General features: G+C 64.1%; 10 protein-coding genes. 4 read left to right on the top strand and 6 right to left on the bottom strand.

The window, feature by feature from the left end; genetic code table 11:
- The first annotated feature begins 368 nt into the window (after positions 1 to 368).
- Together P3T43_RS30245 and P3T43_RS30240 are read left to right on the top strand one after the other, a co-directional pair.
- Positions 369 to 2,720 carry a UvrD-helicase domain-containing protein gene (locus P3T43_RS30245; RefSeq protein WP_429284667.1) on the top strand — a complete coding sequence of 784 codons (2,352 nt, stop codon included), beginning with the start codon at positions 369 to 371 and terminating at the stop codon, positions 2,718 to 2,720.
- A complete protein-coding gene (locus P3T43_RS30240) occupies positions 2,717 to 3,502 on the top strand; it encodes a 5'-methylthioadenosine/adenosylhomocysteine nucleosidase (RefSeq protein ID WP_429284666.1) in 786 nt (261 codons plus the stop codon). Before P3T43_RS30245 ends, P3T43_RS30240 begins: the two co-directional genes overlap by 4 nt.
- A gap of 37 nt (positions 3,503 to 3,539) precedes the next feature.
- On the opposite strand, the gene P3T43_RS30235 is transcribed toward P3T43_RS30240, so the two are convergent.
- A complete protein-coding gene (locus tag P3T43_RS30235) occupies positions 3,540 to 5,468 on the bottom strand; it encodes a propionate--CoA ligase (protein ID WP_429284665.1) in 1,929 nt (642 codons plus the stop codon).
- A gap of 201 nt (positions 5,469 to 5,669) precedes the next feature.
- A complete protein-coding gene (locus tag P3T43_RS30230) occupies positions 5,670 to 6,920 on the bottom strand; it encodes an MFS transporter (RefSeq protein WP_429284664.1) in 1,251 nt (416 codons plus the stop codon).
- A gap of 431 nt (positions 6,921 to 7,351) precedes the next feature.
- Here P3T43_RS30230 and P3T43_RS30225 point away from each other — a divergent pair, with 431 nt between their 5' ends.
- Entirely contained in the window at positions 7,352 to 9,016 is a 1,665-nt protein-coding gene (locus P3T43_RS30225) for a methyl-accepting chemotaxis protein (RefSeq protein ID WP_429284663.1), read from the top strand.
- A gap of 831 nt (positions 9,017 to 9,847) precedes the next feature.
- Here the strand turns inward: P3T43_RS30225 and P3T43_RS30220 are convergent.
- Genes P3T43_RS30220 through P3T43_RS30205 form a run of 4 tightly spaced genes read right to left on the bottom strand, consistent with a single transcriptional unit; the run spans position 9,848 to position 14,684 of the window.
- A complete protein-coding gene (locus tag P3T43_RS30220; RefSeq protein ID WP_429284662.1) occupies positions 9,848 to 10,708 on the bottom strand; it encodes an efflux RND transporter periplasmic adaptor subunit in 861 nt (286 codons plus the stop codon).
- A gap of 13 nt (positions 10,709 to 10,721) precedes the next feature.
- Entirely contained in the window at positions 10,722 to 10,922 is a 201-nt protein-coding gene (locus tag P3T43_RS30215; RefSeq protein WP_429284661.1) for a DUF1656 domain-containing protein, read from the bottom strand.
- The gene (locus tag P3T43_RS30210; protein ID WP_429284660.1) at positions 10,912 to 13,134 is read right to left on the bottom strand and encodes an FUSC family protein; all 2,223 of its coding nucleotides are present in this window, start codon (positions 13,132 to 13,134) and stop codon (positions 10,912 to 10,914) included. The genes P3T43_RS30215 and P3T43_RS30210 overlap by 11 nt, the downstream gene beginning before the upstream one ends.
- A 14-nt stretch (positions 13,135 to 13,148) precedes the next feature.
- The gene (locus P3T43_RS30205; protein ID WP_429284659.1) at positions 13,149 to 14,684 is read right to left on the bottom strand and encodes an efflux transporter outer membrane subunit; all 1,536 of its coding nucleotides are present in this window, start codon (positions 14,682 to 14,684) and stop codon (positions 13,149 to 13,151) included.
- Between the two features lie 155 nt (positions 14,685 to 14,839).
- On the opposite strand from P3T43_RS30205, the gene P3T43_RS30200 reads away from it, so the two are divergent.
- Positions 14,840 to 15,778, top strand: a complete 939-nt coding sequence (locus P3T43_RS30200) for a LysR family transcriptional regulator (RefSeq protein WP_429284658.1) — start codon at positions 14,840 to 14,842, stop codon at positions 15,776 to 15,778.
- Positions 15,779 to 15,800 lie beyond the last annotated feature (22 nt).

The following is a 15,800-nucleotide window of genomic DNA, read 5'->3' as shown; positions in this document are numbered from 1 at the left end:
AGTGAGCCGTCTAGGCTTGCCACCGGAAACGGCCCAACACGAGACGCGCCCTCGCGCCACCCACGCTAGTGACACAGCACTCATCCGTTCCAGCGTCGCGCTGCGCGCCCCGCCGATGGGCAGAGCGTTCCTCCTGCAGGCGCCCGGGGGCGGGGACCGGCGGTGGAATCTCCGGCTCACTGAGACGCCAGGCGCTTTCCGGTGCAAACCCAACCGCGACGCACGCAGTGCGGAGTGGGATGGATGAGCGCCTTGTCACGAGCGGGAAAAGCACAACACCCCACCAACAACCCCAAGCCGCCGCAGGCAAAAACCAAACCCACCCTGAACCTTATAATGACGAACGAACCACCGCCGACCACTGGAAAATGCCCGAACTCCTCCTCAACCTGAATCCCGAACAACACGCCGCGGTAACGCTCCCCAACGAACCGGCACTGATTCTGGCCGGCGCAGGCAGCGGCAAAACCCGTGTCCTGATCACCCGCATCGCCTGGCTCATCCAGCAGGGCCTGGCCTCGCCCGCCACCATCCTCGCGGTGACGTTCACCAACAAAGCCGCCCGCGAAATGATGGCGCGCCTGCAAGCCCTCCTGCCCATCGACACCCGAGGCATGTGGATCGGCACCTTCCACGGCCTGTGCAACCGCATGCTGCGCGCCCACCATCGCGACGCCGGCCTGCCCGCTACCTTCCAGATCCTCGATACCGCCGACCAGCTCTCCGCGATCAAGCGTCTGATGAAGGGCCTGAACATCGACGACGAGAAGTACCCGGCGAAAAATCTCCAGTACTTCATCAACAACGCCAAAGAGCAGGGCCTGCGCCCCAAAGACGTCGACGCCACCGACAACTTCAATCGCAAGTTCGTCGAACTCTACGAAGCCTACGACCAGCAATGTCAGCGTGAAGGCGTGGTCGATTTTCCCGAGCTGCTGTTGCGCTGCTTCGAACTGCTCGCCCACAATCCGCCGCTGCGCGCCCACTACCAGGCGCGTTTCCGCCACATCCTCGTCGACGAGTTCCAGGACACCAACAAGCTGCAGTACGCGTGGCTCAAGCTGCTGGCCGGACAAACCAACTCGATCTTCGCCGTGGGTGACGACGACCAGTCGATCTACGCGTTCCGCGGCGCGAACGTCGGCAACATGCGCGACTTTGAACAGGAGTTCAACGTCCGGCACATGATCAAGCTCGAGCAGAACTATCGCTCGCACGGCCACATCCTCGATGCGGCCAATCGGCTGATCGCCAACAACTCGCGGCGTCTGGGCAAGAACCTGCGTACCGATGCGGGTCACGGCGAACCGGTGCGGGTCTATGAAGCCGCTACGGATACCCAGGAAGCCGGCTGGATCGTCGAGGAAATCAAGGCGCTCATCAGCACCGGCACCTCGCGCAGCGAAGTCGCCATCCTGTACCGCAGCAACGCGCAGTCGCGCACCATCGAACACTCGCTCGTCAATGCGGGCATCGCCTACCGCGTGTATGGCGGTCTGCGCTTTTTCGAACGCCAGGAAATCAAGCACGCGCTCGCCTATCTGCGCCTGATCGACAATCCGAATGACGACACCGCGTTTTCGCGGGTCGTCAATTTCCCGACGCGTGGCATCGGTGCGCGTTCGATCGAGCAGGTCGCGGACGCCGCGCGTCTCTACAATTGTTCGATGGCCGCGGCGATTCCGTACGTCGCCGGCAAGGCCGGATCGAGTCTCGCCAGCTTCGCGAACCTGATCGGCAAGATGCGCGCGGAAACGCAGCAGATGAGCTTGCCCGAGACGGTCGAATACGTCGTGCGCGCAAGCGGTCTCGCCGAGTTTTATCAAACCGAGCGCGAAGGTCAGGACCGCCTCGAAAACTTGCAGGAACTGGTCAACGCCGCGGCGGCTTTCGTCAGCGAAGAGGGCTATGGACTCGACACGCCCGCGCGTTCGATTCCGCTGCGCCCGGGTGCGACCGCCGCGCCGGAACTCGTCACGGCGACCGACGACCCCAACCTCGTCGTGCTCGACGCGCCGAACCTCACCGACCCGGCGCAGAACCCCGACACCATGACGCCGCTCGCCGGCTTCCTCTCGCACGCTTCGCTCGAAGCGGGCGACAACCAGGCGCAGGCCGGTCAGGAAGCCGTGCAATTGATGACCGTCCACGCGGCGAAGGGGCTCGAGTTCACCGCCGTATTCATCACCGGTCTCGAAGAGGGACTGTTCCCGCACGAAAACAGCGCGATGGAAACCGACGGTCTCGAAGAAGAGCGTCGTCTGATGTACGTCGCGATCACGCGCGCCAAGGAGCGGCTGTATCTGTCGTTTGCGCAGAGCCGGATGTTGCACGGCCAGACGCGCTACAACATCCGCTCGCGCTTCTTCGACGAGCTGCCGCAAGAGACGCTCAAGTGGCTCACGCCCAAGGTCGAAGCGGGCGCCCGCAGTGGCGGCCGTTCCGACAACGCAGGCTATGGCCGTGACTGGTTCGCACGGCCGGGTTACACGGGGCCGTCGTCATCGACGCCTGCGCCGCTGCCGGCTTTCGCCAACGAACAGCGCGCCGCTGAAAGCGGCTTCCGGGTCGGCCAGCAGGTGTTCCACACCAAGTTCGGCGAAGGCACCATTACCGCGCTCGAAGGCGGCGGCGCGGACGCCAAGGCGCAGGTCAAGTTCAAGCGGCACGGCGAAAAATGGCTCGCGCTTGCTGTCGCCAAACTGCAGGCGGTCGAATGAGCAACGTGCAGAGCGGGGCTACGGGCACGCGTCGTCCGCTGGGGATCATGGCGGCGTTGCCGCAGGAACTCGGTGATCTGATTGACGCGATGCGCGCCGAAGCGAGTGTGCGCACCGTCACGCATGGGCGCCGCGACTATCACCTCGGCACGGTGCAGGGCGCGCCGTGCGTCGTGACGCTCGCGCGCATCGGCAAGGTGGCCGCGGCGGCGACGGTCAGTGCGCTGATTCATGCGTTCGACGTCGAGGCGGTGGTATTCACCGGAGTTGCGGGCGGAGTCGGACGTGAGGTGCGGATCGGCGACATCGTCGTGGCCGACACGCTGACGCAACACGATCTCGACGCCTCGCCGCTGTTTCCGTGCTTCGAAGTGCCGCTGCTCGGCATCGCCCGCTTTGCGGCCGATCAGGCGCTCGCCGATGAACTGGCCACCGCAACCGAGCGCTTCGTCGCGGAAGAAGGGCACGCGCTCGCGGCGCGCTTCGGCACGCAATTGCCGCAGGTGCATCGGGGGCTCATCATCAGCGGCGATCAGTTCGTTGCCAGCGCAACGGCTGTCGCGGCATTGCGCGAGGCGTTGCCCGACGCGCTTGCGGTCGAAATGGAAGGCGCGGCGATTGCCCAGGTGTGTCACGAATATGGCGTGCCGTGCGCAATCGTCCGCACGATCTCGGACACCGCCGATGCGCATGCGCCCGCGTCGTTCACGTCGTTTTTGGCCGAGATCGCCGGGGCGTATTCGAACGGGATCCTCAAGCGGTTTTTGCAGGCGCGCGTTTAGGCGGCCTGCGAAGGGTTCAGCCGCTCAGCCTCGTCCGCTAACTTTTTACAGCCGCTGCCAGCGCATCGCGCACCTGCTGCAACGCGCTCGCATCTTCGATAGTCGGCAGGTCGCCCGGATCGCGGCCTTCCGCCAGCGCTGCAATCGCGCGGCGCAGCAGCTTGCCGGAGCGCGTCTTCGGCAGCATCGACACCACATGGACCCGCGCCGGCCGCGCAATCGAGCCGAGCTGACGGTCCACCGTCGCGATGAGATCCGCCTCCAGTTCGACGCGCGCCGCGTCCGGCGCGTAACGGTCCGCGTCGCGCAGCACGACGAAGGCCAACGCCACCTGGCCTTTCAGTGGATCGGCCACGCCCACCACGGCGACTTCAGCCACCGCCTTATGGCTCGACAACGCTTCCTCGATCTCTCGCGTGCCGAGACGGTGGCCCGCAATGTTGATGACATCGTCGGTACGACCGAGGATCGTCACGTAGCCGTCGGCATCCTGAACGCCCCAGTCGAAGGTCGAATAGAGCTGCTGGTCCGGCACGCTCGACCAGTAGGTACTGAGAAAACGCCGGTCGTCGCCCCACACAGTCGACATGCAACCCGGCGGCAGCGGATAGCCGAGCGTGAGCACACCTTTCTCGCCGGGCGCACATGGTTCGCCGGTCTGCTCGTTGCGCAGCGTGAGGTTGTAGCCGTAGACGGGCACGCCCGGCGAGCCGAGCTTCGGCACCAAAGCTTCGACGCCGCGCTGGATCGCCAGCATCGGCCAGCCGGTTTCGGTCTGCCAGTAGTTGTCGACCACGGGTTTGCCGAGCGCATCGGTGATCCACGAGGCCGTGGGTTCGTCGAGCGGCTCGCCGGCAAGAAACAGGGTGCGCAAGCTCGACAGATCCGATTTCTTCAACAGCGCCGGGTCCTGTTTCTTGAGGACGCGCAAGGCGGTCGGCGCGGTGAACATCAGGTTGATGCGATGTTGCTCGACGAGGCGCCACCAGACGCCGCCATCCGGACGGATCGGCGTGCCTTCGTACATGATGGTCGTCAGGCCGGCTAGCAGCGGCGCGTAGATGATGTAGCTATGGCCGACCACCCAGCCGATATCCGAGGCGGTGAACATCGTGTCGCCCGCGCGGCCCTCGAAGATGTATTCCATGGACGCCGCCAGCGCCACCGCGTAGCCGCCCACGTCGCGCACCACGCCCTTGGGCCGCCCGGTCGTGCCGGAGGTGTAGAGCACATACGAGGGCTCGTTGGATTCGAGCCATTCGCACGGTACGTGGGCGTTGAAAAACTGTTCGCGCAGCGGCTCGTAGTCGACGAGGTAACTGGCGTTCAGGCGTTCGGGCGCAAGCTGCCGGTCGATCCGCAGCACATGCGGCGGCTGGTGCTGCGCGCGGGCGAGCGCTTCGTCGACGAGCGGCGTGTAGTCGATCACCTTGCCGCCGCGCGCACCGGCGTCGGCGGTGACGATCAGCGCCGGCTTCGCATCGTCGATGCGCGCAGCGAGGCTCGGCGCCGCAAAGCCGCCGAACACCACCGAGTGAATCGCGCCGAGCCGCGCGCAGGCGAGCATGGCGAACACCGCTTCGGGGATCATCGGCAGGTAGATCAGCACGCGGTCGCCGCGCTTGACGCCAAGCGAGCGCATCACCGCGGCCATCCGGTTGATCTCCGCGTACAGCTCGGCATAGGTGTAGCGCCGCTCGATGCCGGTTTCCGTCGACACATACACCAGCGCGTTCTGCTGGGCCCGCTCCGCCAGATGCCGGTCGACGGCGTTATGGCACAGATTGGTCCGTCCACCGACGAACCAGCGCGCGAACGGCGGATTCGAACGGTCGAGCACGGTCTCGAACGGCGTCTCCCAATGAATGCGGCGCGCTTCGTCGCGCCAGAAATCTTCGGGCGCTTCGACGGAACGGCGGTGGAACTCGCGGTAACGGGTCATCGACGGCGATCCTTTCGGCTGCATGGGGTGAGCGGGCGTTCGAAGCACGCCGCGCGTGCTGGGCCCAGCACGGCGTGCGGCTTCGTGCCGCCCCGTGTGGGTGTGCATCTGCGCACAGCATAGAGCAGGCCCCGTAGCGCGGACAACGCGGGTTCACCATAGGCCGGTCACCTAATGAAAAAAGGCGCCGCAGCGCCTTTTTTCTTCATACCGCAACCAGGCCGTTCAGGCCTTCGCGCGCTTGCCTTCGATGTTCGGCAGGAGCACCGTCAGTATGCCGATCAGCGGCAGGAACGAGCAGACCTTGTAGACGTAGGTGATGCTGGTTGCATCCGCCAGTTGACCGAGCACGGCCGCGCCGATCCCGCCCAGCCCGAAGGCGAAGCCGAAGAACAGTCCGGCGACCATCCCGACCTTGCCCGGAATCAGTTCCTGCGCATACACGAGGATGGCCGAGAAGGCCGACGCCAGCACCACGCCGATGATCACCGTCAGCACGCCGGTCCAGAACAGGTTGGCGTACGGCAGCAGCAGCGTGAACGGCGCGACGCCGAGAATCGACACCCAGATCACGTACTTGCGGCCAATCCGGTCACCAATCGGACCGCCGATGATCGTGCCCGCCGCCACCGCGGCGAGGAACACGAACAGATGGACCTGCGCGGCTTGAACCGGCAGATGAAACTTGTCGATCAGATAGAACGTGAAGTAGCTATTGATGCTGGCGAGGTAGAAGTACTTCGAGAACACCAGCAGCACCAGCACGCCCATGGCGAACAGCACCTGACTGCGCGACAACGTCGCATGCCCAGCCTGCGCGCCGCGCGCCTTTTTGGTGGCCGGATGACGCTTGTACCAGCGGCCGATTTGCGTCAGCACGAAGATCGCCACCAGCGCCGCCACCGAGACCCACGCAATGCTGCGCTGGCCGTGCGGGATGATGAGCAGCGCAGCGAGCAGCGGCCCGAGCGACGAACCGGCGTTGCCGCCCACCTGGAACAGCGACTGGGCGAGGCCGTGCTGGCCGCCCGAGGCCATCCGCGCAACCCGCGACGACTCCGGATGGAACACCGACGAACCGCAGCCGACCAGCGCCGCCGCGACCAGCAGAACGCCAAAGCTCGGCGCCACCGACATCAGCAGCAGACCGGCGAGCGTAAAGCCCATACCGACGGGCAGCGAATACGGCTTCGGATGCTTGTCGGTATAGATGCCGATCAACGGCTGCAACAGCGAGGCGGTGATCTGGTACGTCAGCGTGATCAGGCCGATCTGCCCGAACGAGAGCGCAAAATTGTCCTTCAGCATCGGATAGATCGCGAGGATCAGCGACTGGATCATGTCGTTGATCAGATGCGAGAAGCTGATCGCGCCGAGCACCGAGTAGACCGTGCGCTGGGCCTTGGTGGCGAGAGGGGACGCACCTGGTCCGGTGGAGGCGCCGGTCAGGCTGTTTTTGTCGAGGCTCGTTTCCATACGCGTGAGAAAAGGAGAAAAGGAGAGAAGGTGAGCGAGGGCCGGACCGCATTTTCGCGACGTTTCGACGCTGCAATCGGCGCTTGGGGAACTTTTAGAAAGTGTAATGTGGCTCGCGTGAAATGTTCAGACAACTTTTGTCGCGAATGAGACATTGATTGTGCCAGAGACGGCAGTGAGAGGTGCCCGGCGCAGTCGCGGCTAGCGTGAGCGCATGACATACGGAAGTTGCCGGGGAGGCTGCCGGGATGAATTTTGGCCATGTATAAACCGGTCGCAGGGGCGCATTTCTCACATAGTGGATGCGTCCACGGGGGAGTGCTACGGACCGGCGGCATTAAAGATTGCTGCCGCGGATGCCGTAGACCTGATGAGATAAAGAGCATTGCCGGAATGGACTTTTCCGGCAGGTCATACGTGGGGACCAAAATATGAAAGCAGTTGCGCTGGGTAGCCAGCCGGAGATTGGGTTCGTGGCGAGTGGCGAGCCGGCTGGCGGATCGTCGCCTTCACGTCAACCGGTGGGACGGCTCAAGGGCCTGTCCGTCAAGGCGATGCTGCGACTTGCTTTTGCCGTGCTGCTGATCGGCACGCTGGCGATCGGGGTGTTTTCGCTCACGCAGATCAGCCGGCTCAACGGCTCGGCGCAATCCATTTATGACCAGGGCCACGTGGCCAGCCGGGCGGCTGAGGAAGCGCGCGGCTACGTGCTGCGGGCGAGCCGGGCGCAAAAGATGTTGCTGACCGCGACGACGGGCAAGGAGCGCGACGAACTGGGCGCGGAGATCGAGAAAGGTCTCTCGGGCATCGCCACGCAGATGACCACGCTGCAGCAGTACGTGGACACGTCGGACGCGGCGCAGGTCGCGCAGCAGAAGACATTCGCCGCCGCGGTGACGGCGTGGAGCGGCCACCTGCGCGACTTCGTGACTCTCGTGAAGGCACAGCCGCTGGATCTGTCGCAGATGAACTGGCAAGTCGGCATGCAGGACGTGTCGCTGCTGGTCGAGACGGACAAACTCGAGAAGCGTGTCGACGCGCTGGTCGAACAGCGCAGCGTGGCCGCGAAGGCGACCATCGAGGCGTCGGCCTTCATCTACCACTCGTCGTTTGTGATGATGGCGACGATGACGATTGGCCTCATCGTACTGGCGTTTGGCATCAGCGAATGGGTGGTGCGGCGGCTCGCGCGGCAACTGGGTGGCGAACCGGTGTATGCCAAGGAGATTGCGAGCCGGATCGCGGCGGGCGATCTGTCGAACCGGATTGCTCTCGCGCGCAACGATCACTCGAGCATGTTGTCGGCGCTGCATGACATGCAGAGCGGACTGTCGACGACGGTCTCGGACATTGCCGCGAGTGCGGACGCGATTGCGACGGCCTCGGGTGAAATTTCGATGGGCAACCTCGACCTGTCGCAGCGGACCGAGCAGCAGGCGATGGCGCTGGAGCGTACGGCGAGCAGCATGGAGCAGTTGACGTCGACGGTGCGGCAGAACGCCGAAAACGCGAAGCAGGCGAGCACGCTGGCCAACAACGCCTCGGAGATCGCGGAGAAGGGTGGCGAGGTGGTGGGGCGTGTGGTGGCGACGATGAACGAGATCCATGTCAGCGCGAGGAGCATTGGCGACATCATCGGCGTGATCGAGGGGATTGCGTTTCAGACCAACATTCTGGCGCTGAATGCGGCGGTCGAGGCGGCGCGGGCGGGCGAGGAGGGACGCGGCTTTTCGGTGGTGGCCGGGGAAGTGCGGAATCTGGCGCAGCGCAGTGCCGGGGCGGCGAAGGAGATCAAGGGGTTGATCAGCGCGTCGGTCGAGCGGGTGGGAAATGGCTCGGCGCTGGCGCAGGATGCCGGGAACACGATGGACGAGGTCGTCAAGGCGGTGAAGCGCGTGACGGACATCATGGGGGAGATTTCGGCGGCGTCCGCCGAGCAGAGTGCCGGGATCGAGGAGATCAACCTGGCGGTGACGCAGATGGATGCTGGGACCCAGCAGAACGCGGCTTTGGTGGAGGAGGCGACGGCGGCGGCTCGGTCACTGGATGATCAGGCTCGGGCCTTGAAGGTTATGGTGGGGATGTTTCGGTTGTAGGGGGTTTTTTGCCTGCGGCGGTTTGGGTTTTGGGGTGTTGGGTTTGTATTGGGTTTGGGTTGGTTTGCCTGCGGCGCTTTTTTGGTGATTTTCTTACGGTGTTGGCCTTTCCTTGTTTTGTTATTGGTCTATTAGCTTCGCCCCTGTGCGGGGCAGCACCTACTTTCTTTGCCGCCGCAAAGAAAGTAGGCAAAGAAAGCGGGCTGCAACCGCTAGCCAGTAGTGAGCCGTCTAGGTCTGCCAGCGGAAACGGCCCAAGACGAGACGTGCCCTCGCACCACCCACATTCGTGACAAAGGGCTCATCCATCCCACTCCGCACTGCGTGCGTCGCGGTCGGGTTTGCCTGGGAAGGCGCGCGCTGAGGTACGTGGAGTTCCACACAAATACTGCGCACCAGAACGGGGGGCGTCATGCCTTGCCGGGGCAGCCCTCAATATAGTTTGGATGCCTACATATCCCGCAGGCGGGTTATGCCTGACGGCGGGGCGCGCAGTGCAACGCTGGAACGAATGAGTGCTGTGTCACTGAGGATTGTGGTGCGAGAGACGGTCTCGTGTTGGGCCGTTTCCCGTTCAACACAGAGATGGCTCGCTAAGAGTTAGCGGTGTGAGCCCGCTTTCTTTGCCTACTTTCTTTGCGGCGGCAAAGAAAGTAGGTGCCGCCCCGCACAGGGGCGAAGCTAATAGACCGATAACAATACAAGGATAGGCCAACGCCGTAAGTAAACCACCAAAGCGCCGCAGGCAAAACCAGCAAGAGCCAGAACCCAAAAGCCGCCAGCAAGGCAAAAAACCCAAACCCAACCACCAACCTGCCGGAGGCAAAAAAATCAGCTTGGCTTAACAACAACAGTACAAGTAGTCCCAGCCGACAAAACAACCCCATCAGGCACCTGATCAATATGAATCCGCACAGGCACCCGCTGTGCCAATCTCACCCAGTTGAAGGTCGGATTCACATCAGCCAGCAACTCCCGGCTCTGCGGATTATCGCGATCGTAAATCCCCCGCGAAATACCCTCCACGTGCCCCTGTAGCACTCCGCCGCTCATCAACCGCATCTCCGCCTTGTCGCCAACCCTGACGTGCGGCAACTTCGTCTCTTCAAAATAGCCATACACCCAGAACGAATCGCTATCGACGATAGCCAGTTTCGCGTTAGCCACCACCGCATAGTCGCCGCGAAACGTCTGCAGGTTCGTCACATAGCCATCCACCGGCGACAACACCCGCGTGCGTTCCAGATTGAGTTTGGCTGCGTCCAGCGCGGCAAGCGCCTGCTGATAGGCGGCATCGGCCGCCGACGCCGTATGAGCCGCGTCTTCACGACCCTCCTTCGAAACCACCAGGCTGTCCATATCCGCACGCCGCTGCGCATCGTCGCGCCGCATCTGCAATTCGGCCTTGCGCGCGGCAACCGCCGCCTCCGCCTGTTCGACCGCAATCTGGTAATGCGACGGGTCGATCTGCATCAGCAGGTCGCCCTTCTTCACGAACTGGTTGTCATGCACGGGCAGGCCGACGATCTCGCCTGATACGTCGGGCGCGATGTTGACAATATCGGCGTTCAGCCGTCCGTCGCGGGTCCACGGTTCATCCATGTAGTGAACCCACAAGGCACGTCCAACCAGGATCGCGACAATGAACACGACGGCCGTCGCGACAAAACCCAGAATATTTCGGATGGTCATGATTCGACTCTGATCAACGATAAACGGCGAGACCCAGCACGCCGCACACACATACGAGCAGGCTGGCCCGGAACAGGTTGGGGTGCCAGACAACGTGATACAGGCCCGTATAGGCAATCACACGGTCCAGCACCCAGGTCAGCGCAGCACCGGCCATGAACAGCAGCACAATGGCCGGCACGTACGCATCGAGCACAGCAACTTCACGTGGCATGGCTAACTCCTTCTTGCTCTGCGGCCCGCTCGCCCACCAGCGTTTGCAGCGGCGATTGCGGATCCAGTAAAGCAGTACGAATGAAATGCAGATGACTCAGGATACGTTGCAGCTGATGACGCTCCTCACGCAGTGGGGCGAAGGTCGTCAGGCACTGCTGGAGGGCCGCGCTCGCGGCGGCGGTGGCGCCGAGTGCCGCTTCCATCCGCTGTGCGTCCGGCCGGTTGAATAGCGCAGCCAGCGCGTCGCGCGTCTTGCGTTCGGCGACCCGCCACGGCGCTCTGGCGCCGTAGTGCGCGTCGGACGGCAGCGTCGCAATTTCGCCTCGCAGATCGAGCACGGCGTTGCCGACCTCCAGCACCGCAAACAGCCAGCGGAAGGTGTCGCGCCTGAATTCGGGTTCGTCTTCGGCCAGCGCGTTGATCTGCAACACCAGATCGCGCGCGCCGCTCTCGAAGCGTGACCGCAACCGCGTCAGGCGAGCATGGCAGGTCGTCACCACCGCGCGGCGCAGGTCGATCAGCAGGCGGTTACGCATCCAGGGCGTAGTCGGCGGCAAAAAGGTTGCGCATACAACGGATGTCAGCAGCATCGACAGCACGATCGCCATGGCGTCGTTCATGAAGGCGGTCGGATCGTAGTGGAGCAGGTTGTCGGGGGCCGCGAGCGTGCAGAAAAACACGCAGTAGCCGAAGCCATAGCCAAGCAGCTTCGGACGTGTCGTCATGAACACGCCGAGTGCAAGGCACGGCGTCAGCACGGCACACAGCAGCGGGAAACCGTCGATGTGCGAATACACGCCGAAAGTCAGCACCAGCCCGACGACCGAGGCGAGCGCCGTGCCCATCGCCATCTGGAACGCCATGCGTGCCGGATACGGTGACGACGACGCCAGCGCGCACACGGCCGCGCCCGTCAGTACGAGGGTCGCGCCGCTGGGCCAGGCGGTCGCGATCCACACGGTACCCAGCAAGGCCACCACGAACGCCGCGCGCAAGCCGCCGATACCGGCTGCGAGCGCGTTGGTCTTGGGCGTGTAGCGTTCCACCCAGCGTTCGCGTTCGTGCATGTCCACGCCGAGCGACGCGTACGTGGCTGCGTAGGCGTGCAGATCGTCGACGAAGCGGTAGAGCAGCTCCGCGGCGGTGTCGAAGTCGAGCATCGGCAAATCGGCGTCGGCGTTGGCGTCGGCTCGCTCTTCCAGTTCAGCGCGGGTTGCACGCACGCGCTGCGGCAAGGCGGCCTTGTAGGTGTCGAGTTGCGCGGCGGCGTGTACGGCGTCCGCGGCGCTCAGGACCGGTTGGCCCGACTTGTCGAGCAGCGGCGCAATTTCCTTGAAATACGGCTCGAACGCGTCGATGACCGTCGTGGCCTGCGCGTCGCGCAAACGGTTCATCAACTGATGCAGCGCGTGCAGGCGCGTCGACGCACTCATGAACTCGCTATTGAGCCGCGAGAGCCGGCCGCTGCGCATCCGCGAGCCGGGGCTTTCGAACACCGCGACACTGCGGGTGGTCTCGAAGCCGACGATGTCCGCGACGAAACGCGCATTGGTGGTTTCGATCTGCGCGCGGTCGATGCGTCCCGCGAGCGTCGCCGACACGTATTCCACGAATGCGCTAAAGCGTGCCCGCACGGTGGTGCGCAACTGCTCGCCGACATGCTGCGGGAACAGCAGCGCACTGACTGCCCCCGAACAGACGATACCCAATGTGATCTCCGCCACCCGCGTGAGCGCGGACATATAGGCGCCGTCCGGATTCTGCGAAGCCGGAATGCCGATCAGCGCCGCGGTGTAGCCTGCCAGCACGAAACCGTATGAACGGAAGTTGCGGTTGCGCGCGGCGCCCGCAGTGCAGATGCCGACCCAGATCGCCGTGGCGGCGATAAACAGTTCGGGCTGCTGGGAAAACAGGCTGATGAACACCAGCATCACCACGAGGCCCACCACCGTGCCGCAGAGCCGGTAGAAGCTCTTGGCGAGCACCCGGCCGCTTTGCTGCGTCATCAGGATGAACACCGTGGTCATCGCGGTGCGCGGTTGCGGCAACTCGAGCTTCATGGCGATGCCGAGCGCGAGAAACGCTGCGGTTAGCGCCTTGAAGACATAGATCCACGCGAGTCCGTCGGTGCGGGCCCAGTCGGCGGCGCTCGTGTAGAGCGCCGCGAACGGCAGCGGCTGGCGTGCGGCGGAGGAAGAGGAGGTGGACATGGTCGGCGCGGCCCTTACTGCACGACTGCGGGGTGAGGCGCTGCGGCGGCCACCGCGGCCTTGCCCTTGCCATGTGCGGGCAGCGTCTCATTTTGTTTCGGACTGTCGGCCGGATCGGCGAGGCCGCCGCCCAGCGCGGTCATCAGCGAGGCATGGGCGGAGAGGCGCTGCGCCTGTACGCGTGCCACCCCGTCCTGAGCGCGCAGCAACTGGTTCTGCGCGACCAGCACGTTCAGATAGTCGGTCAGACCGCGCCGGTAGCCTTCCTGCGCCAGATCGTAGTTCTTGCGGGCGGCTGCGACCGAGCGGTCCGCGTCGTTGGCCTGCGTCTCCAGCGAACGGATGCGCACCACCTGGTCGGCCACGTCCTTCAACGCGCTGATGATCGCCTGGTTGTACTGCTCGACGGCCGTGTCGTAGCCCGCATCCGCGGCGCCCAGTTCCGCGCGCAAACGGCCGCCCTCGAAGATCGGCAATGACAGCGCCGGGCCGCCCGTCCAGCTGCCGTTCGCCGAGCGTAGGAACTGGAACAGCGGCCCCGCCGCCGCATAACCGCCAATCGATGCGAGCAGATTGACGTCCGGATAGAAGTTGGCCTTGGCGACGTCGATGCCGCGCGCCTGCGCCGCGACGGTCCAGCGTGCCGCGACGATGTCGGGCCGGTGGCCGAGCAACTCGGCGGGCAGGGCTGACGGCAAGCCGGCCGGCGCGTTCAGCGCAAGCGTCGGCCGGGTGATCGAATCGCCCGCGCCCGGACCCTTGCCGGCCAGCGCCGCGAGCTGGTTGCGGCCGAGGGCGATCTGCTCTTCCAGTTCGTCGATCTGGCGTTCGTACTCGGGTATGGGCGTTTCGGCCTGGCTCACTTCGAGCTGGGTGCCCAGACCGCCTTTCAGGCGGCGCGTGGCGAGATCGACGATGTGCTGTTGCTGTTGCAGCGTGGCCTGGGCGATGTCGAGCAGGGCGTAATTCATCGACATGCCGATATACGCCCGCACCACATTGGCTTCGAGTTCGAGCTGCGCGGCGCGCGCGTCGGCGGCGCTCGCATGGGCGGTGTCGAGCGCGCGCTCGGCGGCGTTCTTGTCCTTGCCCCACAGGTCGAGGTGATACGACAGGCCGATCGTGCCCGTGTTGTCCCAGGTGTTCGCATTGGCGAGCGGACCCGGCCCGTAGTAGAGATTGTCCGGCCAGTGCTGACGCTCGATCGACAGATTGCCGTTCACCTGCGGCAAGAGCGCCGCGTGCGCCACGCCCACCAGCGACTGCGCCTCGCGCACCCGCGCCTGTGCCACGGCGAGGGTAGGATTGCTGGCCTGGGCGGTCTCGATCCATGCGTTGAGTTGCGGATCGTTATAGGCGCGCCACCAGTCGGCGGCGGGCCACTGCGCCTCGGCATTGGCCGCACGGATGGCGGCTCCGGCATCAAGGGAGGACGGTGCAATTCCGCTCGCTTGCGGGGTCACACCTCCGGTACTGGCGCAGCCGGCAATTATTAGTGAGATCGTAAGAACGGCGCATGCCGCGACCCCTTTCTGTACCGGAAACTGCACGATTTCCCCCTTATTTGACTATAGAACCCTGTGCGTTATTATATTTTTGGACCTATTCCTGAATAACCCGTAAAGATGCAAGGCATTTTTACGGTATTTGAGACAATCGCTCTTACGATGCATGTAACAATCGCCCCGTCTCAGTAAGGATATGTATGGATACGCTTCAAAACATGCGCGTGTTTGTCCGTGTCGTCGAAGCGGGCAGCTTCACGGGTGCCGCGCAGCACCTGAATACGACCACTGCGTATGCCTCGCGCGCGGTGTCGGACCTTGAAGCGCATCTGCGTACGCGCTTGCTCAATCGCACCACGCGCCGTATCGCGCTGACTGAGGCCGGTGAGCGGTATTTGCAGCGCTGCGAGCAGATTCTGGCGTATGTCGATCAGGCGGAAGCCGAGGCGAGCGACGCCCACGCGAGGCCCTCCGGCAAGCTCAAGGTTCACGCCATGACGAGTTTCGGCCAGCACTATGTCGTGCCGGCCGTCGGGCGCTATCAGAAGCGCTATCCGGACGTGCATATTGAATTGACGCTGGCCGCACGCATGCCCGATCTGCTCGACGAGGGTTACGACGTTTCACTCGTGCTGGCGCAGGATCTGCCGGATTCGGGGCTGGTGTCGCAGCGGCTGGGTAGCGCGTTCAGCATTACCTGCGCGTCGCCCGCCTACCTGGAACGCAATGGCGTGCCGAAGTCGCCTGCGGACCTGAGCCGCCATAGCTGCCTCCAGTTGGTCACGCCGGTTTTCCCGACCGACGAATGGACCTTCGACGGTCCCAACGGTCAGGAGACCTTTGCCCATGGCACGTCGACCTTTCAGGTGAACGTGGCCGAAGCGCTCGCCGTGGGCGTGCGCGAAGGGATGGGGCTCGGTCTGCTGCCGATCTATTCGGCCATCAGCGGCCTGCGCAGCGGCCAACTGGTGTGGGTGATGCCGGAATACACATCGCAGGAAATGAATGTGTACGCGTTGTATCCGTCGCGCCAGTATCTCGACGCGAAGATCCGGACGTGGGTCGAACTCCTGCGCGATGAATTGCCTGCCACGCTGGCTGCGGATCACGCCGAACTGCGGCAATTCGCGCGCACATGAGCATCGACGCCGCGCTGTTACA

It is taken from the genome of Paraburkholderia sp. GAS41, from assembly GCF_050436545.1.
In the GTDB taxonomy this organism is placed as follows: domain Bacteria; phylum Pseudomonadota; class Gammaproteobacteria; order Burkholderiales; family Burkholderiaceae; genus Paraburkholderia.
This window is presented reverse-complemented; position numbering and strand designations above follow the sequence as displayed.